This is a genomic window from Pantoea sp. X-Soil-TKNS-1211, assembly GCF_059730495.1.
The window spans coordinates 992,787-1,016,367 of the sequence record NZ_AP035953.1 but is presented as its reverse complement, the minus strand read 5'-3'; the positions used below and the strand labels follow the sequence as shown (position 1 = coordinate 1,016,367).

At 55.1% G+C, this 23,581-nt stretch carries 22 protein-coding genes; 10 read left to right on the top strand and 12 right to left on the bottom strand.

What is annotated here, in order from left to right; translation table 11 throughout:
* Nucleotides 1–107 precede the first annotated feature (107 nt).
* Nucleotides 108–410, bottom strand: coding sequence for a PsiF family protein (locus AC6I8W_RS04575; protein ID WP_480368748.1), 303 nt, complete (start codon nucleotides 408–410; stop codon nucleotides 108–110).
* 106 nt (nucleotides 411–516) lie between these two features.
* A complete protein-coding gene (gene iraP / locus AC6I8W_RS04570) occupies nucleotides 517–771 on the bottom strand; it encodes an anti-adapter protein IraP (RefSeq protein ID WP_497837156.1) in 255 nt (84 codons plus the stop codon).
* Between the two features lie 615 nt (nucleotides 772–1,386).
* Between iraP and AC6I8W_RS04565 the strand changes: the two genes are divergently transcribed.
* Nucleotides 1,387–4,455 (top strand): beta-galactosidase, encoded by a 3,069-nt coding sequence (locus AC6I8W_RS04565; RefSeq protein ID WP_497837155.1) that lies wholly within the window; start codon nucleotides 1,387–1,389, stop codon nucleotides 4,453–4,455.
* On the opposite strand, the gene AC6I8W_RS04560 is transcribed toward AC6I8W_RS04565, so the two are convergent.
* On the bottom strand, nucleotides 4,394–5,698 hold the full coding sequence (locus AC6I8W_RS04560; RefSeq protein WP_497837154.1) for a multidrug efflux MFS transporter: 1,305 nt from the start codon (nucleotides 5,696–5,698) through the stop codon (nucleotides 4,394–4,396). The two genes, AC6I8W_RS04565 and AC6I8W_RS04560, sit on opposite strands and share 62 nt — an antisense overlap.
* 391 nt (nucleotides 5,699–6,089) lie before the next feature.
* On the opposite strand from AC6I8W_RS04560, the gene AC6I8W_RS04555 reads away from it, so the two are divergent.
* Nucleotides 6,090–6,341: a biofilm development regulator YmgB/AriR family protein gene (locus AC6I8W_RS04555; protein WP_021185904.1), complete on the top strand. Its 252-nt coding sequence runs from the start codon at nucleotides 6,090–6,092 to the stop codon at nucleotides 6,339–6,341.
* A 241-nt stretch (nucleotides 6,342–6,582) separates the two neighbouring features.
* Here the strand turns inward: AC6I8W_RS04555 and AC6I8W_RS04550 are convergent, their stop codons facing one another.
* Both AC6I8W_RS04550 and AC6I8W_RS04545 read right to left on the bottom strand, forming a co-directional pair.
* Nucleotides 6,583–6,882, bottom strand: coding sequence for an I78 family peptidase inhibitor (locus AC6I8W_RS04550; protein WP_497837153.1), 300 nt, complete (start codon nucleotides 6,880–6,882; stop codon nucleotides 6,583–6,585).
* Nucleotides 6,883–7,153: 271 nt separating this feature from the next.
* Complete coding sequence (locus tag AC6I8W_RS04545) at nucleotides 7,154–9,727, bottom strand: bifunctional diguanylate cyclase/phosphodiesterase (protein ID WP_497837152.1); 2,574 nt, start codon at nucleotides 9,725–9,727, stop codon at nucleotides 7,154–7,156.
* 219 nt (nucleotides 9,728–9,946) lie between these two features.
* On the opposite strand from AC6I8W_RS04545, the gene AC6I8W_RS04540 reads away from it, so the two are divergent.
* Nucleotides 9,947–10,597 carry a CPBP family intramembrane glutamic endopeptidase gene (locus AC6I8W_RS04540; protein WP_497837151.1) on the top strand — a complete coding sequence of 217 codons (651 nt, stop codon included), beginning with the start codon at nucleotides 9,947–9,949 and terminating at the stop codon, nucleotides 10,595–10,597.
* A gap of 85 nt (nucleotides 10,598–10,682) precedes the next feature.
* Here the strand turns inward: AC6I8W_RS04540 and AC6I8W_RS04535 are convergent, their stop codons facing one another.
* The gene (locus AC6I8W_RS04535) at nucleotides 10,683–10,850 is read right to left on the bottom strand and encodes a hypothetical protein (RefSeq protein ID WP_013508057.1); all 168 of its coding nucleotides are present in this window, start codon (nucleotides 10,848–10,850) and stop codon (nucleotides 10,683–10,685) included.
* 214 nt (nucleotides 10,851–11,064) lie between these two features.
* Between AC6I8W_RS04535 and AC6I8W_RS04530 the strand changes: the two genes are divergently transcribed.
* On the top strand, nucleotides 11,065–11,235 hold the full coding sequence (locus AC6I8W_RS04530; RefSeq protein WP_013508056.1) for a hypothetical protein: 171 nt from the start codon (nucleotides 11,065–11,067) through the stop codon (nucleotides 11,233–11,235).
* 112 nt (nucleotides 11,236–11,347) lie between these two features.
* Nucleotides 11,348–11,578 carry a hypothetical protein gene (locus tag AC6I8W_RS04525; protein WP_036627577.1) on the top strand — a complete coding sequence of 77 codons (231 nt, stop codon included), beginning with the start codon at nucleotides 11,348–11,350 and terminating at the stop codon, nucleotides 11,576–11,578.
* A gap of 116 nt (nucleotides 11,579–11,694) precedes the next feature.
* Here AC6I8W_RS04525 and yniD read toward each other — a convergent pair whose 3' ends face one another.
* The 5 genes from yniD to lldP form a co-directional block, all read right to left on the bottom strand.
* A complete protein-coding gene (gene yniD, locus AC6I8W_RS04520) occupies nucleotides 11,695–11,802 on the bottom strand; it encodes a small membrane protein YniD (protein ID WP_223300457.1) in 108 nt (35 codons plus the stop codon).
* An 80-nt stretch (nucleotides 11,803–11,882) separates the two neighbouring features.
* The gene (locus AC6I8W_RS04515) at nucleotides 11,883–12,311 is read right to left on the bottom strand and encodes an OsmC family protein (RefSeq protein ID WP_497837150.1); all 429 of its coding nucleotides are present in this window, start codon (nucleotides 12,309–12,311) and stop codon (nucleotides 11,883–11,885) included.
* 61 nt (nucleotides 12,312–12,372) lie between these two features.
* Nucleotides 12,373–13,563 (bottom strand): FMN-dependent L-lactate dehydrogenase LldD, encoded by a 1,191-nt coding sequence (gene lldD / locus AC6I8W_RS04510; RefSeq protein WP_497837149.1) that lies wholly within the window; start codon nucleotides 13,561–13,563, stop codon nucleotides 12,373–12,375.
* Entirely contained in the window at nucleotides 13,563–14,348 is a 786-nt protein-coding gene (gene lldR, locus AC6I8W_RS04505; RefSeq protein WP_497837148.1) for a transcriptional regulator LldR, read from the bottom strand. Before lldR ends, lldD begins: the two co-directional genes overlap by 1 nt.
* Nucleotides 14,345–16,000: an L-lactate permease gene (lldP, locus tag AC6I8W_RS04500; protein ID WP_497837147.1), complete on the bottom strand. Its 1,656-nt coding sequence runs from the start codon at nucleotides 15,998–16,000 to the stop codon at nucleotides 14,345–14,347. The genes lldR and lldP overlap by 4 nt, the downstream gene beginning before the upstream one ends.
* A 290-nt stretch (nucleotides 16,001–16,290) precedes the next feature.
* Between lldP and AC6I8W_RS04495 the strand changes: the two genes are divergently transcribed.
* Nucleotides 16,291–17,151 (top strand): LysR substrate-binding domain-containing protein, encoded by an 861-nt coding sequence (locus AC6I8W_RS04495; protein WP_497837146.1) that lies wholly within the window; start codon nucleotides 16,291–16,293, stop codon nucleotides 17,149–17,151.
* A gap of 89 nt (nucleotides 17,152–17,240) precedes the next feature.
* Complete coding sequence (locus AC6I8W_RS04490) at nucleotides 17,241–18,602, top strand: amidohydrolase family protein (RefSeq protein ID WP_497837145.1); 1,362 nt, start codon at nucleotides 17,241–17,243, stop codon at nucleotides 18,600–18,602.
* A 77-nt stretch (nucleotides 18,603–18,679) separates the two neighbouring features.
* Here the strand turns inward: AC6I8W_RS04490 and AC6I8W_RS04485 are convergent, their stop codons facing one another.
* A complete protein-coding gene (locus AC6I8W_RS04485; protein WP_013508046.1) occupies nucleotides 18,680–18,877 on the bottom strand; it encodes a hypothetical protein in 198 nt (65 codons plus the stop codon).
* 392 nt (nucleotides 18,878–19,269) lie between these two features.
* Between AC6I8W_RS04485 and dbpA the strand changes: the two genes are divergently transcribed.
* The 3 genes from dbpA to AC6I8W_RS04470 all read left to right on the top strand — a co-directional run bounded on the left by dbpA (nucleotide 19,270) and on the right by AC6I8W_RS04470 (nucleotide 23,569).
* A complete protein-coding gene (gene dbpA, locus AC6I8W_RS04480; protein ID WP_497837144.1) occupies nucleotides 19,270–20,649 on the top strand; it encodes an ATP-dependent RNA helicase DbpA in 1,380 nt (459 codons plus the stop codon).
* 133 nt (nucleotides 20,650–20,782) lie between these two features.
* Complete coding sequence (locus AC6I8W_RS04475; protein ID WP_497837143.1) at nucleotides 20,783–21,745, top strand: chemotaxis protein; 963 nt, start codon at nucleotides 20,783–20,785, stop codon at nucleotides 21,743–21,745.
* A gap of 249 nt (nucleotides 21,746–21,994) precedes the next feature.
* A complete protein-coding gene (locus AC6I8W_RS04470; RefSeq protein WP_497837142.1) occupies nucleotides 21,995–23,569 on the top strand; it encodes a methyl-accepting chemotaxis protein in 1,575 nt (524 codons plus the stop codon).
* The last annotated feature ends 12 nt before the right edge of the window (nucleotides 23,570–23,581 follow it).

Here is a 23,581-nt window from a genome sequence, read left to right as displayed (position 1 = left end):
GGGGCTGATATTAAAAAGAGGTGAGCAACGTTCTGTTAAACGGGGGGTTTTAGCAGGGAATATAAATGTAATAAAAAAATAGCGGTCCGCAGACCGCTATCAGGAGATTAGCTTTTTTTCAAACATGAACTCATAAAGGTTTTACGGGCATCACCGCTGAGTTTTTTATCACCCGCCTCGGTGTTACAGGTTTTCATCTTCATCTGCTGCGGCGTCATGCTGCCCATTTTGCTGTCTTTTTTCAGGCAGTCGCTCATAAAACTTTTCCGCGCATCACCTTTCAGATTTTGCGATGACGCATGCTGATTACACATGGTCATTTTTTCCTGTTGCGCCGTTTTCTCTGCCGCACCCGCAGTGCCTGCCAACAACAAACCGGCTGCCATCATTGCCATAAGAAACGATTTCATTGCACCTTCTCCATAGAGTTATCGCCTGATAAGCCTGGCATGAGATAAGCAAAGCAGAAATAAATATAATGAAAAACGCCTGTGACGATCACAGGCGTTGGGAAAATCATATGCGGGGATGGTTTAACAGCTTTTCAACGTAATTACGTAGCAACAAAGCATCGGGCGACGTTTCCTGTTGAGCAATGGGAACCATCGCGTTTTCAATACCTGAAGTGATGCCTTTTAACTGCTCAGGTTCAAGTTTGCGTAATAAGGCTGTGACCACAATTTCCAGCGCCTCAACCTGGACCACTAACTCTTTAGACTCTTCTTCTTTTTCAGCCAGCTTAAGCAGGAGTTCCGCAATCAGATTTTTCATGCGACCAACTCAATTAGTTGAGGGAAATGCTGACGTTAGCATTGCGCTGAATAAAAAAACAGGGATTTTTATGCGATCCTGATAACACAGTTAAAAATGGCGGAAAGGTAAAGTTGACGCAGCGTTTTATTATTAAACGGCGAAACGTTTCTCTGATAAATAATACGTTTGTGAAACGTTTCGCGCGCTAAAAGCAGCAATTAACGCAGGACGCTAATCGCTTATGGGCCCATGAATCCACGACCCGGACCGCCACCGTGGCCGCCCCAACCGCCACCGCCACCACCCGGAGGTGGGAAAATACAACCGCTCAGTGCGGTAACCAATGCGACTACTGCTGCGAGTTTAACAATACGGACCATAATTACCTCAGTATGGAGAAATCGCGCTGAGTGTATGAGCCGCAGACGCGTCCGACAATACGGAATTCTCCGCAACCCGGCGCTATTCATTTCTGCTCACCACGCTTAACAATTTACTGGCACTACGCCAGGAGAAAACCGACAAAGACGTAATGAAAGCGCTAAAAATAGCTGCCCGGTAACGCATCGCCATGCTTTACAGTTGGCGCAATTTAACGCAATGTGAGCGCATTACAATTAATGAGATCTTAACATGACATCTGTCTCTGCTTCCCTGAGTGAAATCCTGGCGCGACGCGACTGGGAAAACCCGGTAGTTACCAGCCTGAATAGGTTGGATGCGCACCCTCCTTTTGCCAGTTGGCGTGATGAGCAGGCGGCACGCGACAATCGTCCTTCGCCTTCCCACCGCAGTTTGAACGGCCAATGGACCTTCAGCTATTTTGCCCAACCAGAAGCCGTGCCACAAAGCTGGCTGTTGCAGGACCTGCCCAATGCGCAGAGTCTGCCCGTACCGGCAAACTGGCAATTGCACGGCTATGACGGCCCCATCTACACCAACGTACAATACCCTATTCCGGTCAATCCGCCGTTTGTCCCGGCCACTAACCCTACCGGATGTTACTCGCTCACATTCAACATTGACGACAGCTGGCTACAACAGGGCCAGACACGCATTATCTTTGATGGCGTTAACTCCGCCTTCTTTCTGTGGTGCAACGGTCAATGGATTGGATATTCCCAGGACAGCCGCTTACCCGCCGAATTCGATCTCAGCGCCGTGTTGCAGCCAGGCAGTAACCGTGTGGCAGTGATGGTGCTGCGCTGGAGCGATGGTAGTTACCTGGAAGATCAGGATATGTGGCGCATGAGCGGTATTTTTCGCGATGTCTCCCTGCTGCATAAACCCGATACACAGCTGGCTGACGTGCAGATCGAAACGCGACTCAGCCCGGAATATATCCGTGCGGATCTGCGCGTCAGCGTCAAGATCCAGCAACATAAGCCCTGCCGACTGCGCCTGAGCCTGTGGCAGGGGGAAACGCTGATCGGCGAACACGAACAAGCACCTGGCAGCGCTATCATTGACGAACGCGGCCACTACCCGGAACGCGCTTTGTTGGTATTACCGGTAAACCAACCACAACTGTGGAGCGCCGAAACACCGCACCTGTATCGTGCGGTGGTTTCGCTGCTGGATGATCAAGGCAACCTGCTGGAAGCGGAAGCTTACGATGTCGGTTTCCGTCGGGTGGCGATTGAAAATGGCCTGCTGTGCCTGAATGGTCAGCCGTTGCTGATTCGCGGTGTTAACCGTCACGAACATCATCCGGAACAGGGGCAGGTGGTGGATGAAGCCAGTATGCGACGCGATATTGAGCTGATGAAACGTCATAACTTCAACGCGGTACGCTGCGCGCATTATCCTAATCATCCATTGTGGTATCGCCTGTGTGATGAATATGGCTTGTACGTGGTCGATGAGGCGAATATTGAAACCCACGGCATGCAGCCAATGAGCCGACTCTCTGATGATCCACGTTGGTTTGCCGCTTACAGCGAACGCGTCACCCGCATGGTGCAGCGTGATCGCAATCACCCCTGCATCATTATCTGGTCATTGGGCAATGAATCCGGCCACGGCAGCACCCACGATGCGTTGTACCAATGGGTAAAAAGTAGCGATCCCACCCGTCCGGTGCAATACGAAGGCGGCGGTGCCAATACCGCTGCTACCGATATTGTTTGCCCGATGTATGCCCGCGTCGATCAGGATCAGCCCTTCCCGGCAGTACCCAAGTGGTCACTGAAAAAGTGGATCGGGCTGCCCGGCGAAACCCGCCCGCTGATCCTGTGCGAATATGCCCACGCGATGGGCAACAGCTTTGGCGGTTTTGCCAAATACTGGCAGGCGTTCCACCAGTTTCCACGTTTGCAGGGCGGCTTCGTCTGGGACTGGGTGGATCAGAGCCTGACACGCTATGACTCGCAAGGCCAACCGTGGCAGGCTTACGGCGGGGACTTCGGCGACACGCCGAATGATCGTCAGTTCTGTATGAACGGTCTGGTGTTTGCCGATCGCACACCGCATCCGGCGCTGTTCGAGGCCCAACGGGCGCAACAGTTTTTTACGTTCACGCCTGATGCGCAGGATCCCTGGCGGTTTACCGTCAGCAGCGATTACCTGTTCCGATCCAGTGATAACGAAGTGCTGCGCTGGTCGATTGAGCAGGAGGGGGAAATTGTTGCCCAGGGTGAACTGCCGCTCAATATAGCACCGCGCGCCAGTCAGACGTGTACTCTGCCGCAGGCAGAGGGATTGCAAGGGAATTGCTGGCTTAATTTGGCAGTGCATCAGGTACAAGCCACGCCCTGGTCGGAAGCAGATGCACGCGTTGCCTGGCATCAATGGCCCCTGCCCGCCGCCTTGCCAGCGACTACGACAGCGCATCCAGAACCGGCCCCACTTATTGAGTCGAATCATGATCTGATCGCCGTTTGCCTGCCACAGCAGCGTTGGCATTTTTCCCGCCGCAGCGGCGAGTTGGTGCAGTGGTTTGTGAATGACGAGGAAACCCTGCTGACGCCACTCCAGGATTGTTTTATCCGCGCACCGATTGATAATGATATCGGCACCAGCGAGGCCGCCAATGTTGATCCCAATGCCTGGGTCGAGCGCTGGAAACGCGCCGGTTACGATCAACTGGAGCCACAGTTAGTGGCGATGGAGATCGATAGCCTGAAGCACAGTGTGTTGATTGAAACACAGCATCAGTGGCATTCGGCTGGGCAGTTGATTTTTACCAGTCGCAAGCGCTACCAGATTCGCGGTAACGGTGAGGTCACTCTCGATATCGACGTCGAACAGACGGCAGGCTTGCCGCCACCAGCACGTATCGGTTTACGTACGCAGCTGGCCCGCTCTCCGCAGCAGGTCAGTTGGCTGGGACTCGGTCCGCATGAAAACTATCCCGATCGTCAACTGGCAGCGCAATTCTCCCGCTGGCAACAACCATTGAGCGCGATGCGCACTGAATATGTCTTTCCGGGAGAAAATGGTCTGCGCATGGGCACCCGGCAGCTCGATACCGGGAGCTGGCAGGTGAGCGGTGATTTTGCCTTCTCGCTGAGTCAGCACAGCCTGGAGCAGCTCCGGGACACCTCACACCGTCACCTGTTGCAGCCGGAAGCGGGTTGCTGGCTGCATCTTGATGGCTTCCATATGGGGGTCGGCGGCGATGATTCCTGGAGTCCCAGCGTCAGCCCGGAGTTTTTGCTTTCTCAGCAGCGTTGGCACTTCTCCCTGACGCTGTGTCAGTAACGTTTTCCGCCCCGTCACGCTGGTTTATTGGCTGAGCCAGCGTGGTTTTCGGGCGGCGATAGAAGCGACGCAGCAGCAAGACATTGAGCAACACGACCATTGCGGTAGCGAAGAACACCCAGCGATAGCCTGTTGCCGCCGATACCGCCGCTCCCAGCATGGGTCCGGCCACATTGCCCAGATACATAAATGACTGGTTGTAGCCAAAAATACGGCCTGTGACATTATCGCGTGAATGACGGACCAACAGCGTCTGCACCGCAGGCATCATCGCGCCATCGGCAAAGCCGAGCAGAAATCGCAACACACCCAGTTGCGTCGCGCTGGTAACAAACGACATCGCGGTGAGCAGCACCAGCGAGGTAATCATGGTGGCAATCAGAATGCGCTGGGTGCCGATGCGGTCGCCGAGCTTGCCAAGGCGTGGCGCGGAAATCAGTGCTGAAATCCCCGGCAGCGCCGCAATAAAGCCGCTGAGGAAGGCGATGTTTTGCGCGTTGGGAGCCAACTCACGCACGAACAGGGTCAGGATGGGGTTTACCGAACCGTTGCACATCTGAATCACCATGGTGGTGATAAACAGACAAATCATCAGACGCGGATTATCGAGGCTGCGGAACACTTCGCGCCCGGTCAGCTTGTCCTGCTTGCTGACCGGGGTATAACCGGTTTCTTTAATCAGGAACAGCGTCACCAGGAAACTGATCAGCAGCAGCGCGGCGGTGACGATAAACACCAGGCGCAAGCCCAGCCAGTCTGCCAGCAGGCCGCCAATCATCGGCCCGAGGATCACGCCGCCAATTTGTCCGGTTGCCACGCAGCTCAGCGCCCAACCGCTACGCTCTCGCGGCACCTGGGCCGCGACCAGCGCCATTGCATTGGGAATATAACCGGAGGTCAGGCCCATCAAAGCCCGCAACAGCAACAGCTGCCATGCCTGCGTCACAAATGCCTGCAACAGAATGACCGCGCCCATGCCAAACGATGCACGTAGCAACATGAGCTTGCGCCCTTTGCGATCCGCCAGACTGCCCCACAGCGGTGCTACCGCCGCAGAAATGACGAAGGTGATGCTAAAGGTCAGCCCTGACCATAAACTCAGCGCATTATCCCCACGTACCCCGAGATGTTCGATATACAGCGGCAGAAACGGGATGATCTGGCTAATCGCCAGTCCGGTAAAAAAACAACCAAACCAGACCGAGATCAGATTGATTTTCCAGGGTTCAACGGAGCGTAACATGAGAGAGCACATCAAAATTGAAATGAGGGTTCAGTTTAACAATCCGTTGACAGGGCTGGACGGCAAAACATGGCATCGGGAGAAAAACGCAGTTTTTCGCTATGCAGCCTGCCTCTGTACACAGCAAATATTACGCAGAGGACGATTCACAGCCGGTTAATGTGCAAAAACATTTCGGGAAAAAGATTGCTGAATCGTCCATAGCTCAAATCGTGAAAAAATATTTCTGGTGGTTACTGACAATTTTTGACGCCGCAACTATGTTTAAAAAACCACCAGCCGCCGCTGATGGGGCACGGTCCGTTCTGGGCAGTGAGCATACTTAATCCGAAATCTCCCCGCAGTTGCCTGTTCAGGACAGCGGGCATCGTTGTCTCTGCGGAGGTCAGCCATGAGAGTGCATCCCAATAGCGCCAGTCGGGCGATTACCGATTATTTTAACAGTCCGGCCTGGCATGCGCCGCATGAGGGCGATCTGCTGGCGGCCATTATGCGCGAACTGATGGATGCCGGTCAGCCTGCGACCAGCAAGGCGGTGATCGCGCGAGTGATCGCGAAACTGGAGTTTGAGGGAGATGAGCAACGCCTGCAAAGTTATCGCAACCTGCTGGCCCAGTTGCTGGAAGCACGACCGCATGAATAAAACCCCATACACTCCGTAGCAGCGCGATTTATCGCGCAATTTCGTGCGTCTTGCAGGGAAAACCGCGCGATAAATCGCGCCGCTACAGGTTCCTGTACGCAGGCACAAAAAAAATCCCGCCAGAGGCGGGAAAACAAGACGAGCATTGCATATTCGAGAGTGACGAGGAAATCTCCGTAATGCGCAGCTATCCTCGCCCGGCGCTGTGACAGCGCGATGACAATGCCATGTCGGTTTGGTGTTAGCCGCAGTAGACCTTATCGATCTTACCGCTCTGATCAGCGGTAAAGTTCAGTCGACGCAGGTTGAAATCCATCGTCACCGCAGAATTCCACGGAATGGCGCGCACCGGCACGTCAAAACGTTGCTTCTGTAAGGCCGATAAAGGCTGGCCGATGTAATTCTGATACTGCGATGCGCCACACATGTCGTTTTCCGCGTCCTGAGCGGTGCTCGCAGCGGTGTCAGGTTTGCTGGCAGACTGGCAGGCGGTCAGGGCCAAAAAACCCATCGCCAGCAGCGCTTTTCCATAATATTTCACGTTCTTTTCCTCCTGGATAATCAGACAACCGGATGCCCGAGAGTTACAAAGCGTGCCTGTGATACAAAAACTTGTCTACCAGACGTGTCGCAGAAAAACCGCGACCAAAGGCGATCGCGATCTCATTTTTTCGGATTAATCACACAATTTGTCCAATATTTCAGCAACCATTGAGTAAAATTACCTAAGATTTATCTGAGGTGATGATTATGGAACTCGCAATTTTTATTGGTTTTGCAATTTTGATGACCTGGGTGGCCGTCAAAGTTCGTTAAATACCCTGTTCATTCAATAGCGCACTGAACGCCGCCAGCGGCATGGGTCGCCCAAGAAAGTAGCCCTGTCCTTCTTCGCAAGACAGCACTTTCAACTCGTTCAGTTGCGCTTCAGTTTCAATCCCTTCGGCTGTAATGGTCAGTGCAAATGCGCGCGCCAGCCCGACAATTCCCGCTACCACTGACTGCGCCTGCGGCGATTCCGGGAACTCTTTCATCCATGAACGATCAATCTTCAGACCGTTAAACGGGAAAGTTTTCAGGTAGCCCAACGCCGCATAACCCGTACCAAAGTCATCCACAGTTAAACGCACCCCAAGGGCACGCAATCCCTGCATAATCTCCAGCGCGCGGTCCGGATGCTCAAAGGTGATGTTTTCGGTAATCTCCAGCTCCAGCCGGGTTGCCGGTAAACCGCTGACCTCTAACGCCCAGGCAACACGCTGCACCAAATCGCTGCCACGAAACTCTACCGGCGAGATGTTGACAGAAACATAACGTTGATCGCCCCAATCGCGTGCGTCTGTACAGGCGCGCATCAGCACCCAATCACTGATGGCATTGATCAAACCATTCTCTTCGGCGAGGGGAATAAAGCGATCAGGGGTAATCCATTTATCTTCCGCAACCTGCCAACGAATCAGCGCTTCGGCACCGGCTAATTGGCCATTTTGCAGCTGATAGCGGGGTTGATAATGCAGGCTGAAGGCCTCACTGGCGAGGGCTGCCTCAATCGCCTGCACCATCTCGCGTTTCGATTGCAAATGGCTCGCCATTTCGTTGGAGTACCAGACCCATTGATTGCGTCCGGCGGCACGCGCCTGTCCCAGCGCAATATCCGCCAGGCGCAGCAACGCCTCTGGCTGGCTCGCATCCTGCGGTGCGCAAACAATCCCCATGCTGGCCGTCAGACTGAGCTGATGAGAACCGCTGATCACTGGCTGATGTATCGCGCGTTGCAGGGCGCGGCAGCGATATTCCACACCCGCACGTGATGCCTCGCGCATCACTAAAATGAATTCGTCCCCTCCCAGCCGCGCCGCCAGCTCATGCGCGCCCATCAGGCTTTGTAAACGCTGAGAAATCTGGTTAAGCACCGCATCGCCCACCGTGTGTCCCCAGGTGTCATTGATGGGCTTGAACTGATCGAGATCGAGACTGATCACAATCAACGGATCATCATCCGTCGCCTGATCGAGGTGGGCGGTGAGAAACTCCTGCAATTGCATGCGATTGGCCAGACCGGTCAGAATATCGTGACGCGACAGAAACTGAATACGCGCCTGTGCATCCACTTCATAAGTGATATCCGAAACGGTGCCACGGAAACCGGATCGCAGGCCGTTGCGGCGAATCGTTTTCGCCATCAACTGCCCGATACGCCGTTCCCCTGTTGCCGACATAAACTGGCAACGCAGCGGCACGCGGGGGACATCCTCGCCCTGCCGCATCAGCCAGGTGACCAACGAATGGCTGGGATGGCTGAGTAAATGATCAAGATGCCGCCCAAGCCAGCGCTTCACCTCATGCCCGGTGACCTCGGTAAAACGAGCGGAAAGGTAACATAAACGCCCCTGATCATCCGTTTCCCAAATCCAGTCGGATGCGGCTTCAGCCAGATCGCGAAAGCGCTCCTCACTGTCAGCCAGTTCCCGCTGGCTGATGGTAAGCATTTCAAAACGACGGTCTGAGAGCACCGCATTGTACAACGCATGACGCACCACCCGTCGCGTCACCAGCGCAATGGTCAGTGCCGTCAACAACAACAACGGCAGCAGTAACCAAATCAGCCCCATACCAGGATATTTAGCCTGCCAGCGAATCACCACCGGTTCTGTACCATTGGTCGTGACCACCAACCGGGGTTCATCTTGTGCATCGTCACGGCTGGTAGGGGCATGTGGATTGATCACATCCATCGCTTTACCCATCGCCTGAAGTTTCGCTGGGGTAAAAATATTCACAAACACCAGCACCGATGGCGGTCCGGGAAGGGTGGGTAAATCAGGAACTTTACCCGGCGTGATGGGTGCGGAGACGACCAAAGCGGGCTGTCCAAATATCTGCATATTACGGGCGATCGCTTCGTGACCCAGCCTGCGTGTAACCGTCAACAGCGAAGCAGCTTGTGCACCCAGCCAGCTTTCCAGCGGCGTGTCCACCATCTCGCCATTGATGATCGCATAGCGCGTCTGTCCCGCGCCATCGACCACAAATACCCCTTCGTAGTGGTACTCTTTGTAGAGGTTTGCCCCCAGATTCTCTTCATCAAACGCCCAAACTTTGTTGAGCTGAAGATGCAGGTTTTTATAGCCCTCCCCCCAGAAAGCATAATCACGCACGTCGATCAGCATCTCCTGCTGACGGGCATGCCAGGCCTGACGCAACAACATCTCGTCATGTTCGATGGAAACATTATTTTGATGGTGGGCGATCGCCAACACCATCACCATTGAGAGCACCAGCACGCCAAACAGCAACGCAGTGAGCGTACGTAAGCTACGTCGTGTCACGCGTACCGTTAGTGCTTCCATATTGGCCCTGGCAAACCAGTGAGACTCAGAATTCATGCGTAATGCTCGCGAAAAAAAACAGACAGCAAAAAGAGGCCGCAGGCGGCATGGATGACGCCACTGCACCCTGTAATGGTTTTTTCGATTATCGGCTCGCTACGCGCCAGATTTAGCCCAATGGCAGAATATTTGAGCAGCAGAAATCTCAACACCACGCCCTCGACAGCGATCCTCGCCATTGCTACTATGCGGTTTCCTCTGCTCGCTGAGTCGCCTATGGACACCCAATCCGACAAAGTCACGTTGACGCTGTTTTACGTTGGCAGCTTTGTGGTTTATTACCTCGTTACCATGCTGATTACGCTGTTTCCCAACTACGGCGTGCTGCGTAATGACGGTTTGTTGGTGCCGGTGCTGTGCCTGTTCGAATTCGCGGTGATTTACCCGCTGTACCGTTTCTATTGCCAGCGTCGCAACGACATCCCACTCGGCTATCTACGTCCGGGCCAGACGCTGCTGTTTATTGGTGCGTTGTTCATTCTGATGGTGGCACAAACCCAGTTTATGCAACCGGAAGGGTGGCTGGTGGCACAAACCCAGCAAGGACGCAGTTCGATGCTGATCCTGCTGCTGACGGCGGTGTTGCTGGCGCCGGTGTTTGAAGAGGTGCTGTTTCGCGGTTTTCTGTTGCAGGGTTTCCTGCTGTGGGCGCCGAAAAGCCGCTTTGCCTGCATGTTGCTGACTTCGCTGCTGTTCGCTGCCATGCATACCCAATATGTGCACTGGGAAACCATTGTCGCTCTGACGCTGTTCTCACTGCTGCTGTGCTATGCACGCCTGCGCAGTAACAGCCTGGCGCTACCGGTGTTCTTGCACACGCTGAATAACCTGATCGCGATTCTGCCAGTCTGGTATTACGCCGGGTAGACGCGCGATAAATCTCGCCGCTACAGGGCGACTCCCATTCCGTAGCTGCGCGATTTATCGAGCGGATTTTTCTGGTATCGCGCCGTTACTCTTTTTCCGCTTCGAAGTGGTTTTTGAATTGTTCGTAGATGGAAATCATATTCGAGGCATCGCCGTGCAGCGGGCTAAGTTTTCCCGCGCGTACCAGCTCAATCACCAGTTGCAGGGCGGCTTGTTTCGGGCTGCTGGCCGGATGGGCAATTTCAATCGACATATTTTACTCATTTCTCATTTTTCCAGGGCCGCACAGTTTAGCTCAGAATGCGCGGATGTTGTGCATCACCACAGGTATAATCTCGCTATTCAGGTAAAAAAAGCCGCTCTGGGTGATAACTCGCTGCCGTTGCGTTTGGCTATACTGGATCGCTAAAAGGGAACAAACAGCCACACTTTCCGTACCAGTGAAAATGTGTATCAGGAGCCAAACTATGCTGATTGGTTTTGTTTTGTTAGTGAGCGCGTGTGGACATGATGCCTGTGATGCGTTGCCGGTGTCGGAATACATTTATCCAACCAAAGTGGCCTGTGAGCAGATGGCGACGCGTATACACAAAGTTCGTCCCAATGTGGTCCTGATTTGCGGGGAGGTGCACCGTTAATTTGGTGCCAGTGAACCGTTCAGGCGGAGATAAATAATCCGCTAACGTTGCAAGTGCAGGGTTTAGCGTTCAAAATATAAGCAGCTTTACACCATTTAATGTTGTGACTCCCATGAAGACTACTCGCCCCCGACGTCCGAACGGACGCTGGGTTTATTACATTTTGTATGATGGCATTCTCTGGCCGTGCCCGGTTCGCTGGGAGTGGGAGAGTGGCTATGGTGGCTGGCTGCCGTTTTACTACTCACCAACCTTCGAGTTTGTGGTGGGTGACCCGCGCAAAGCCTATCGTATCGCCCGTAGTAACATTCGTACTGCGCGGCCAGACAATGAATACGCCTGAGAATCTTCAGCCAAACTGCCACGGCAACCAGCTGGTGGTGAGCAGATAGTGCACCAGCTCCAGTGCCAGAATCACCATCGCCAGCACCCCCAACTTATGACGGCAGATCCAATCTTTTAGGCCCATATCATCGCCGCCCAACGAATCAGTAGCAGCGCACCGCAGATACACAGCAGTACTAAAACCATTTTCCAGTGTTTTTTCGCAGCCAGATATTTTGCCAAGCATCCTCCCGGTCAGCAGAAAGCAATGATGCGCCCACCGGCGCATCATCGATTCTAGCTCCGCTCCGCCGTGGAGGCGATCAATTATTCAGCGTGTAATCGAGGGTGATCTCGGCATTGAGCACCTGCGAAACCGGGCAACCGGCTTTCGCTTGCTGAATAATTTCATCAAATTGAGCTTTCTCAATGCCTGGAAGCGACACCGTGCTGGTCAGCGCAATTTTGGTAATGGCAAATCCCTCGCCTTTTTTATCCAGTGAGACATCCGCCGTGGTGTCGATGCTTGTAGGCGGATGCCCCGCCTGGCCGAGCATCAACGACAACGCCATGGAAAAGCAGGCGGCATGCGCAGCACCAATCAACTCTTCGGGATTGGTGCCCTTCGCGCCCTCGAACCGCGTATTGAAGCCATAAGGTTGATTGCTCAATACGCCGCTTTCGGTGCTTACGGTGCCTTTCCCTTTAATGTCGCCTTCCCAATGGGCCGATCCTTTCTTGTGAATGGTCATATCATTCCTCCGGTTAGTGAGACAGGGAGTAAGTATAGACAACGCCCTCTACGCTGAGGGATCAACTCACCGCGCGCGGACGCGCCGGGGCCAGACCGGCCTCGGACAACAACGCATTGGCCTGCACCAGCGAATCACGCGTGATATCCGCGATAGTTTTCGCCCCGGTGAGTGTCATCGCCACCTTCATCTCTTTCTCGATAAGGTTCAGCAGATTCTCCACACCGCGCTGACCGTGGGTCGCCAATGCATAAAGGAAAGCACGACCGAGCAGCACGCTGTCGGCACCCAGCGCAATCATCCGCACCACATCCAAGCCGTTACGAATACCGCTGTCCGCCAGAATAGTGATATCCCCCTTCACCGCATCGGCAATCGCCGGTAACGCACGCGCTGATGACAACACGCCATCCAGTTGACGTCCGCCATGATTCGACACCACGATACCGTCAGCACCAAAGCGCACCGCATCGCGGGCATCTTCCGCATCAAGAATCCCTTTGATCACCATCGGCCCGTCCCAGAAATCGCGGATCCACTCCAGATCCTGCCATGAGATGGATGGGTCAAAGTTGTTCGCCAGCCAGCCAATATAATCCTCCAGCCCTGTGGGCTTGCCGAGATAGGTGGAGATATTGCCAAGATCGTGTGGCCGCCCATGCAGGCCAACATCCCACGCCCATTGTGGATGGGTCACGGCCTGCCAGTAGCGGCGCAGCGCAGCATTCGGGCCACTCATGCCAGAATGCGCATCGCGATAGCGCGCACCCGGTGTGGGCATATCCACGGTAAACACCAGCGTTGAACATCCCGCCGCTTTGGCACGTTCCAGCGCGTTACGCATAAAACCGCGATCGCGCAACACATACAGCTGAAACCACATCGGACGGTTGATCGCCGGTGCCACCTCTTCAATCGGGCACACCGATACCGTCGACAGGGTAAAGGGAATGCCTTTCAACGCCGCGGCACGCGCCGCTTGCACTTCGCCGCGCCGCGCGTACATGCCGCACAGGCCCACCGGTGCCAGCGCCACCGGCATTGACAAGGTTTCATTAAACAGTCTGGTCTCAAGGCTGAGTTCGGACATGTTTTTCAGCACGCGCTGACGCAGCGCCACATCAGCGAGATCCGCCACGTTGCGCTGCAACGTGTGTTCCGCATAGGCTCCCCCGTCGATGTAATGAAACAGGAATGGCGGCAAAATACGTTGCGCAGCGGCGCGGTAGTCACTTGCAGCAGAAATGATCATCAGGGTTTTTCCTTGCGTTGATCCAGGTCATGGCCCGGCAGACGGGTAATACGCGCCTGTCGCGCTTCATCTTCATGCAGGGTTTTCAGCGTGGCGTGCACAAACCCGAGGTGGTCCATCGCCGCGAGACGCGCTGCTTCGGCGTCGCCCGCCAGAATGGCGTTCAGCAGTGCCTGATGTTGTTCGGTCAGGCGGTCAAAAATCACCGGCTGGGTGTACATGCGCTGACGGCTTTGCATCACCGAGGATTGCAACAGATCGAAGAAGCCGCGCATGGTTTGCAGCAGCACCACATTGTGCGAGGCTTCGGCAATGGCGAGATGGAAGCGGACATCCGCCTGAGCCGCCAGGTCGGGATCGTCGCTCTCTTTCAGTTTAAGCGTGGCGTCAAAGGCGTATTGCAGCTTCTCTTTATCGGCCTCGGTAGCGCGCAGTGCCGCATGCCAGGCGGTGCTGGCTTCGATGGCATGGCGCGCTTCGAGGATGTCATAGCGATAATCCGGGTCGGCAGCCAATAGCTGGCGGATCGGTTCAACGATACGTTGTTCTGACCACGGCTCCTGCGGCTGACGCAGCCAGGTGCCACCGCCACGTCGGCTGATTAACACGCCGCTACTGATAAGTTGCTGAATCGCCTCGCGCAATGAAGACCGTGAGACACCGAACTCGGCCGCCAGCTGCCGCTCCGCCGGTAAACGCATACCAGGTTGCAGCTGGTGTTCATCAATCCAGGCGCGCAAGCGCGCCCGCAACGTATCCGCTAAGCGCGGCGTGTTTTCAGTCATGGAATCATCCAGGTTAAGACATACGCCTGAAGCGTGGTGATCACCCCGACCATGCAGGTGAAAATCAGGCTATGTTTGACGGTAAAACGGAACAGATCCGACTCTTTGCCCACCAGGCCGACGGCTGCACAGGCAATGGCAATCGACTGTGGTGAGATCATCTTACCCGTTACCCCGCCCGTGGTGTTGGCCGCCACCAGCAGCACATCCGATACACCAATTTGCTGCGCGGTGGTCGCCTGGAGTGCGGCAAACAACGCGTTGGAAGAGGTATCCGAACCGGTCAGGAACACGCCAAGCCAGCCGAGGAACGGTGAGAAAAAGGTGAACGCATCGCCGGTATGCGCCAGTGCCAGCGCCAGGGTGGCGGAGAGACCGGAATAGTTGGAGATGAAGGCAAACGCCAGCACCATGCCAATCGAGTAAATCGGCAGCGCCAGTTCTTTCAGGGTTTCGCCGAAGGTCTCAAGCGCCGCTTTTGGCTTCATGCGTAACCACAGTACCGACAGCACCGCTGCAACCAGAATCGCGGTGCCGGTTGCTGACACCACATCAAACTTGAACAGCGCCGGGTACGGCGTTGCATTTGCCACCACCGGCGGCATACGTGCCACCAGCTCGTGCAGCAGCGGCACCGGCACGGTAAACACCCAATCGTACAGCGCGCCGCCTTTGGCAAACAGCGCTTTGAACGGCGGAATGCTCCACAGCGTGACGGTCGCCGTCAGGAACAGGAACGGCATCCAGGCACGGATCACCTGCGCGGCGCTATAGCGCTGGCGCGACAGATCCTGATCGACCATTGAAGCGCCCATGTCGTTAAAACGGAAAATACGCACAGGTTTCCAGCGGCGCAGGAACAAGGTCAGACAGATCAGGGAAGCCAGTGAAGAAATGATGTCCGGCAGCTCCGGGCCAAGGAAGTTGGAGCTGAGGAACTGCGCGATAGCAAAGGAACCACCCGCCACCATCACCGCAGGCCAGGTCTCTTTCACCCCACGCCAGCCATCCATGATCGCCATAATCCAGAACAGCACAATGATGGTCAGGAACGGCAGCTGGCGGCCAGCCATCTGTCCGATATGGAAGCTGTCCAGCCCGGTCACCTGCCCGGCAACGATAATCGGGATCCCCATCGCACCAAACGCCACCGGCGCGGTATTGACGATCAGGCACAGTCCGGCGGCATACAATGGATTAAACCCTAGCCCCACCAACAGCGCCGCAGTGATCGCTACCGGTGCACCAAAGCCTGCCGCCCCTTCGAGGAACGCACCGAACGAGAAGCCAACAATCAGCATCTGCAAACGCTGGTCAGGCGTGATCGACAGGATCGAGGCACGAATGATGTCGAACTGACCGGTTTTTACCGAGATTTTGTAAACAAAAACCGCCGCGACAATGATCCAGGCGATGGGCCACAAGCCGTAGAGAAAGCCATACACCACGGAGGCCAAAGCCTGTCCTGGTGGCATGCCGTACAGCAGCAATGCCACCAGCAGCGCCAGCACTACCGTCGCGGTGCCCGCCTGATAGCCCTTCAGCTTGAGCTTAATCAACGCGAAGAAAAAGAACACAATCGGGATCACCGCCACCAGGCTGGAGAGCCAGATATTATTGAGAGGGTCGTAATTTTGTTGCCAGACCTGCATAGCGTGATCTCCAGAGGTCATCAGAAGCCTGCGTGACGTATACGCCACGCGTTACTGCCCGTGTTTATCACTGAATTGGTCGGACCAAAATTCAGATCCCCAGGCTTTCTGGCTCCAGATAGTTAACGCATTGTTAACCTAAAGCAACGTAACTGGAGTGATTTTTCGTGTTATGTGATGTCCCGGAAACATTTTTACCCTATTGGTAGGACCAATAAAGACTCTGGTTGACCAAAGGTCGAGCGGTTACTATTGAAAAACAAAATGATGTCATCGTGAGCAGTGGAAAAATGAATCGTCAGCCCATGTTTACCCCGCAACAGTTGCTGAGCTTTGTCGCGGTGTGTGAAACCGCCAGCTTCACTCGTGCCGCCGACCGTGTGCACCTGTCACAATCTACCGTCAGTCAGCAGGTGCGACGGCTGGAGGAGATGGTGGGTAAAGCGCTGCTACAACGCACCTCGCATCAGGTGGCGGTCACGGAAGAGGGAGAAAAATTGCTGGGCTACGCGCGCCGCATCATTGCGTTGAATGGCGAAGCACATGATGTACTGAGCGACAAATGGCGTGACGGTATTTTGCGTCTTGGTGTACCGGAGGATTTTGCCGCCCCCACGGCGGGTTTGCTGGCCGATTTTAGCCGCCAGCATCCGCAATTGCGGTTGGATGTGATGAGTGGCATGTATGTGGATTTGCACGCGGCGTGGCAGAGAGAAGAACTCGATATCATGCTGATTAAGCAGCCTGGTGGGGAACGGCCGCTGGCGGCCAGACCGGAACCGCTGCTGTGGCTCGATAGCGCCGAACATCCTTGTTTTGGGCAAACCCCACTGCCACTGGTGGTTTTCCCCCAACTTGGGTTGTATCGCGAGGAGATGTGTCAAACGCTGGATAGTCTCGGTCGTAGCTGGCGCATCAGCTACAGCAGTACCAGCCTGGTGGCGTTAGCCAGCGCGGCGGCGGCAGGCCTCGGCCTGACGTTACTCCCCGCCAGTTGCCGCCTGCCGCAACATCATGTACTGGGCGAGGCCGCGGGATTGCCGGTGATCAGCCATTTCGAGCTGGCGCTGTTCTGTCGCCAACCGCAGGACAATCTGCAACAGGCGCTGGCTGTCGCGCTGGTGGATTTTTGTCAGTTACGCTGGCAGTGATTTTGCCACTGCCAGCCAGTGGCAAATATCGCAGCGCACAGGCGAGGCTTTTGCCAGATTAGGCTTTTCCCTTTTGATCGGAGCCTCTGATGCAACTCTCTTCCCCCAGCCGTCGTGATTTTCTCAGCCAGACGGTACGCTGGACCGCCGCCGGAAGCCTGTTGGCGGCGGGTATGGGTCATGCCAGCCAGACAGTCGCTGCGCGATCCGAACAACCGGCCCTCCCCCGTGCCCGCCATTATCAGTTGTTAAATGTACGTCTCGAAGAAGGGTTTGAGCGCGAGGGTAATGAGGTGATCGCCACGCGCACCGCGCTGTACGACCTCACCATTAACGACGGGAAATTCGTCGCCATCGATCCGGCCGGAAACGCGCGTAACAGCGCTGTGCCCAACTGGGATGCACGGGGTTTGCTGCTGCTGCCACGCACCCGCGACATGCATATCCATCTGGACAAAACCTTTTACAGCGGCCCCTGGCAGGCACCACGCCCCCGTCAGGGAAAAACCATTATGGATATGATCGCCCGCGAACAGGTGCTGATCCCACAACTGCTCCCCACTTCGCGAGCGCGCGCCGAAGCCCTGATTGGCCTGCTGCAAAGCAAAGGTAGCACCGAAGCGCGCAGCCACTGCAACATCGATCCGGTCAGCGGCCTGAAAAGCCTTGAACATCTCAAGCTGGCGCTGGCAAATCAGCCCGATTTTGACTGCGAAATTGTCGCCTTTCCCCAACACGGTTTACTGCATTCAAAGGTTGATGGCCTGATGCGCGAAGCGATGTCGCTCGGCGTGCAGTATGTCGGTGGTCTCGATCCCACTAACGTGGACGGTGCGATGCAGGCGTCGCTGGATGCGATGTTCCAGATAGCACTCGATTACCAGCGCGGCGTGGATATTCATTTGCATGAAACCTCCCCGGCAGGGGTGGCGGCGATTCAATATATGGTGGATACCATCGCGAAGACCCCGCAGCTCAAGGGGAAAGTGACCCTGAGTCACGGCTTTGCACTCGGCACGCTGGAGGGTAAGGCGCTGGATCAGATGATTGCTGGCATGGCCGAGCAGCAGATGAGCGTGGCCTCCACCCTTCCCATCGGTAAGCTGACCATGCCGCTGCCGCAATTGCAGGCGGCGGGGATTAAAGTGATGACCGGCACTGACAGCGTAATCGATCACTGGTCGCCTTTCGGCACTGGCAGCATGCTGGAGAAAGCCAATTTGTACGCGCAACTATACCGCGGTTCTGATGAGTTTGGTCTGAGCCGGGCGCTACATATCGCCACCGGCGGTATTCTGCCGTTATCCAATCAAGGCATGCGTCAGTGGCCGCAGGTGCAGGATGAAGCCAGCATGATGCTGGTGGAGGCCAGTTGTTCCGCCGAGGCGGTGGCGCGTATTGCACCGGTCCACGCCACCTTCCAACGCGGCACCGCCGTGTACGCCGCCTGAAGCAAAAAAGCCTCCAGGAAGGAGGCTTTATGAAGGTAAAGGCAGGGACAGGTTGCGCCCACCGCCATGCTGGATTATTACGATAACATCTGAATAGCCAGCGCATACAGCCGCTGGTTTTCTTCGTCGCTGACAGGCTCTTCTTCCGCGTAACAGGCAATCATGGAGCTGACTTTGTCGGATGACAACGCCTCTCCGTGAATGTGTAGGGTTAACACGGCGCGGCCGACGATTTTCAGAATGTCCTCGTTTTGTCCCTGGACGTAGTGACTCAATGAAGTGACCTCTGAAGTTGTTTTATATCGCCAAATGGCGCGCTAAATATAAAACAATCCAGAGAACGATTTTAATCGGAATTTCCTGTAACAGAGGAGACATATAAACTTATCAGCAGCAAATGGTCGCCATCTTGCCGCCAGCATGCGGCTATCGTCTGATTAACTCAGTCATTTTTCTTTCATGATGGATTTCTTATCATGAGACTTTTCGGAAAATTCATTAGAATTTTTCAACAATAACCGCCTAAAAATAAACCAAATATTACCAGATACTTATTTATTCCATCCAGTAACCATCTTCCGGGCTATCGCGTGATTTATCATTGATGCTACGGGTCCTTTCTGCCAGACTGGCCGCCGCAACTCCGCCCGATATCAGAGACTGTCCCGTGACCGCTTTTTCTACCCTGACGCAACTGCCCACCAGCCAACTCGACAACCTGCGCGAGATGGGTTTTGACGCCATGACGCCAATCCAGGCTGCCGCCCTGCCCGCCATTTTGCAGGGGCGCGATGTGCGTGCGCAGGCGAAGACCGGCAGCGGTAAAACCGCCGCCTTTGGTATCGGCCTGCTTCAGCGGATTGATAACACCCAGTTTCATACTCAGGCGCTGGTACTCTGCCCGACACGCGAACTGGCCGATCAGGTCAGCAATGTATTGCGTCAGTTGGCGCGCTTCACGCGTAACATCAAGATCCTGACGCTGTGTGGCGGCCAGCCGATGAGCGCCCAGCGTGATTCGCTGGTGCATGCCCCGCATATCGTGGTCGGCACGCCGGGGCGTATTCTTGATCATCTCAAACGCGACAACCTCGATCTCAGCCAACTGCAAACTCTGGTGCTGGATGAAGCCGATCGTATGCTGGAGATGGGTTTCCGCGATGATATGGAAGCAATTATCGGTTTTACCCCCTCTGCACGTCAGACGCTGCTGTTCTCTGCCACCTGGCCCGACACCATTGTCAGCCTGAGCGAACGCTACCAGCGTGATGCGCTGGCGGTGGCGACCGAAACCGAGACAGAGCTGCCCGCGATCGAGCAGCGATTTATCGAAGTCAGCGCCAGTGAACGCATCAATCTGTTGAGCGCCCTGCTCAGCCAGCAGCAACCCGCTTCCTGCGTGGTGTTCTGCAACACCAAACGCGAGTGCGATGATATTGCGGCCGCGCTGAACGATCGTCAGATCAGCGCCCTCGCGCTGCATGGCGATCTGGAACAACGCGACCGCGAGCGAGTGCTGATCCGTTTTGCCAACGGCAGCATCCGGGTGCTGATCGCCACCGACGTGGCGGCGCGCGGTCTGGATATTAAATCGCTGGCGCTGGTAGTGAATTTCCATCTGGCATGGGACCCGGAAGTGCATCTGCACCGCATTGGTCGTACTGGTCGCGCCGGTGAGAGCGGTCTGGCGGTGAGCCTGGTGGCAGCCGATGAGATGGCGCGCGCCCATGCGCTGGAAGATTATCTGCAACAATCACTCAACTGGGTGGCCGCCAGCACGCTGAAAGGCAGTGCGACCAAATCATTGCCAGCAACCATGATGACGTTATGTATCGACGGTGGCCGTAAAGCAAAAATCCGTCCTGGCGATATTCTCGGTGCACTGACCGGTGAAGCCGGGTTCAGCGCGGATCAAATCGGTAAGATCGATCTCACCCCGACCCATGCCTATGTGGCCATCGCTGCCGCGCAGGCCAAAGCAGCGTTGATCAAGCTGAAAGAAGGCAAGATCAAAGGTAAAAGCGTACGCGCCATCCTGTTGAAGTAAATTGCTAAAACGTGGGGGCGCTCGCCCTCACGTCAAAATTCCACCTGCTGCTCTCTATTTTTTAATCACTCTGCCGATAACTCCATCACGGCGATGTTGCCATGCCCTTAACGCAGCCCTGAGCGAGGCCAGGATGGATAATTTCCAGAAAGAGATCGATGAACGCGCTAACCTCGCGTTATCAAACAAATTCGAACTATTGTTGTTCCGCCTCGGCTCCGATCAGCGGAAAGGTAAATCCGAGCTGTACGGGATTAACGTATTCAAACTGCGTGAAATCGTGCCAATGCCCAACATCACGCGTGCCGCCGGGATGCAATCGCCACTGCTGGGCATGGCCAGCATCCGCGACCAGTTTATCCCGGTGATTGATCTGCCTGCGGTAACCGGTTGTACCCCGGAAACCGGCCTCAACCTGTTGCTGGTGACAGAATATGCGCGCAGCACCCAGGCGTTTGCGGTGGAATCGGTGGAGAATATTGTGCGCCTCGACTGGAACCAGGTGCATACCGCTGAAGCGGGAATTGGCAGCCGCAACATCACCAGTATCGCCTGTCTCGACAGCGACGGTGAAAGCAATAATCTGGCGCTGGTGCTGGATGTGGAGCAGATCCTGTATGACATCATTCCATCCGTGCGCGGTGTCGAGCCGGGTGAAGAGACCGTGAAAAACTTCAACCTGAAACCGGGCCAGGTAGCGATTGTGGCAGAAGACTCCAAAGTCGCGCGTCAGCTACTGGAGCAGGGTCTGCAAAGCATGGGAATTCCGGCGATCATGCACAACACCGGTCTTGAGGCGTGGCAGAAAATCACCCTGATGCAACAGGAAGCCCAGGCGGCAGGTGAGTCGATCCACGACAAAATCGCACTGGTGTTGACCGACCTCGAAATGCCGGAAATGGACGGCTTCACCCTGACGCGTAATATCAAACGCGATGATGTACTGCGCCATATCCCGGTGGTGATTCACTCCTCGCTCTCCGGTAGTGCCAACGAAGATCACGTGCGCAAAGTAGGTGCTGATGGTTATGTGGCGAAATTTGAGATCAATGAACTGTCGAGCGTGATTCATCGAGTATTGGAAGCAACACGTTAATTCATCTCCTCTGGCGGCGCGATAAATCGCGCCGCGACACATCCCCTGCGAAGTTTTTGTGACAAACCTCTAAAAAATTAAAGTAAAAACATTAACATCCGATAACCCTAGCGCTTGCGCGTGCCGGGCAGGATTCTTCCCGCCGAAGTAAGCAGACAATTTTCGCTTATAAAACATCAACCTGATGCAGATATCTCATCTGCTTTTCTATCTTGCAAACCAAACTTTTGGCATCACGGGGAGAAACCTATGTTGAGCTTTAAGAACCTGAAGGTCGGCGCCCGTCTGGGCATCGCCTTTGGCCTGGTCGTGGCGTTGCTGGTGGTGGTGGGAATCACCTCTATCACCAAGATCAGCAATATTAAAAACGGCATCACCTCGATCGTGGAAGATCGTTATGTAAAAGTACGACTGGCCTATGATGTGCGTGATGGTGTGAACGATCAGATCAAATACCTGCGCGGCATCGTGATTGATACCACTCGCCCGGAAAATAACGTCAAACGCTTCCAACAGTTGGCTGAGGCGACTGACCGAACCAACAGCGCGATGAAAAAGATCGAAGCCATCCAAATCACCGCCGTGGGTAAGAAGAAGATTGCTGGTCTGCTGGCTGCCAGCCATCTGTTTGAACAACAGAAAGACCAACTGGTTGCCCTGGTAAAATCCGGTGATCTGGAAGCTTCCAGCACCTTTGTGCTGAAAAAAATCACCGATACGCAAAACGCCTTCCTGGATAGCGCCAACGCGTTTGCCGCTTCTCAGTCAGAGCAGTTGCAAAATGAAGGCATCAGCATCATCGCCGATGGTTCCACTGCGGTAATGGTGACGCTGATTTTCTCCGCCGTCGCCATTGTCGCCTCAATCATCCTCGGCTTCCTGCTGACCCGCTCGATCGTGCGCCCGCTGAACGAAGCGGTGGAGATTGCCGGAAAAGTGGCAGCAGGGGATCTCAGCACCCATATCGAAGTTAAAAGCACCGATGAAACGGGCGTGTTGATGCGTGCACTGCAAAGCATGAACGATAATCTGCTGACCATCGTGACCGATGTGCGTGCTGGTTCTGACACTATCGCTGTGGCGTCCAATCAGATCTCCAGCGGCAACCTTGACCTCTCTTCACGTACCGAGCAGCAGGCCAGCTCGCTGGAAGAGACCGCATCTGCGATGGAACAGATGACCTCCACCGTGAAGCACAATGCGGAGAATGCGCGCGAAGCCAATAAACTGGTCGCCAACACTTCCGATGTCGCTAAAGAAGGCGGCGTAGTGATGGAGCAGGTGATTGAGAAGATGGAAGCCATCGCGCTCTCCTCGAAGAAAATTGTCGACATCATCAGCGTCATCGATTCTATCGCTTTCCAGACCAATATCCTGTCGCTCAATGCGGCGGTGGAAGCGGCACGTGCCGGTGAACAGGGACGCGGTTTTGCCGTGGTGGCGAGCGAAGTTCGTAATCTTGCCCAACGCTCAGCTTCAGCAGCCAAAGAGATCAAGGTGCTGATTGAAGATTCTGTCGCAAAAGTAGACGAAGGGAGCCGCCTGGTATCTCATGCCGGTTCCACCATCGGTGAGGTGGTGAACAGCGTGAAAAGCGTGGCAGATATCATGAGTGAAATCACCATCGCCAGCAGCGAGCAGAGCAGCGGTATCAGCGAAATCAACCTCGCGATTACTCAGATGGAAGCGGTGACGCAGCAGAACGCCGCGCTGGTGCAGGAAGCATCGGCAGCCTCACAAGCTTTGCAGGATCAGGCTGAGCGCCTGGCGCAGTCGATGAGCGTGTTTAAAACCGGTCGCAGCATGGAACTGAGCGTGGTGTAACTACGCCGTTCA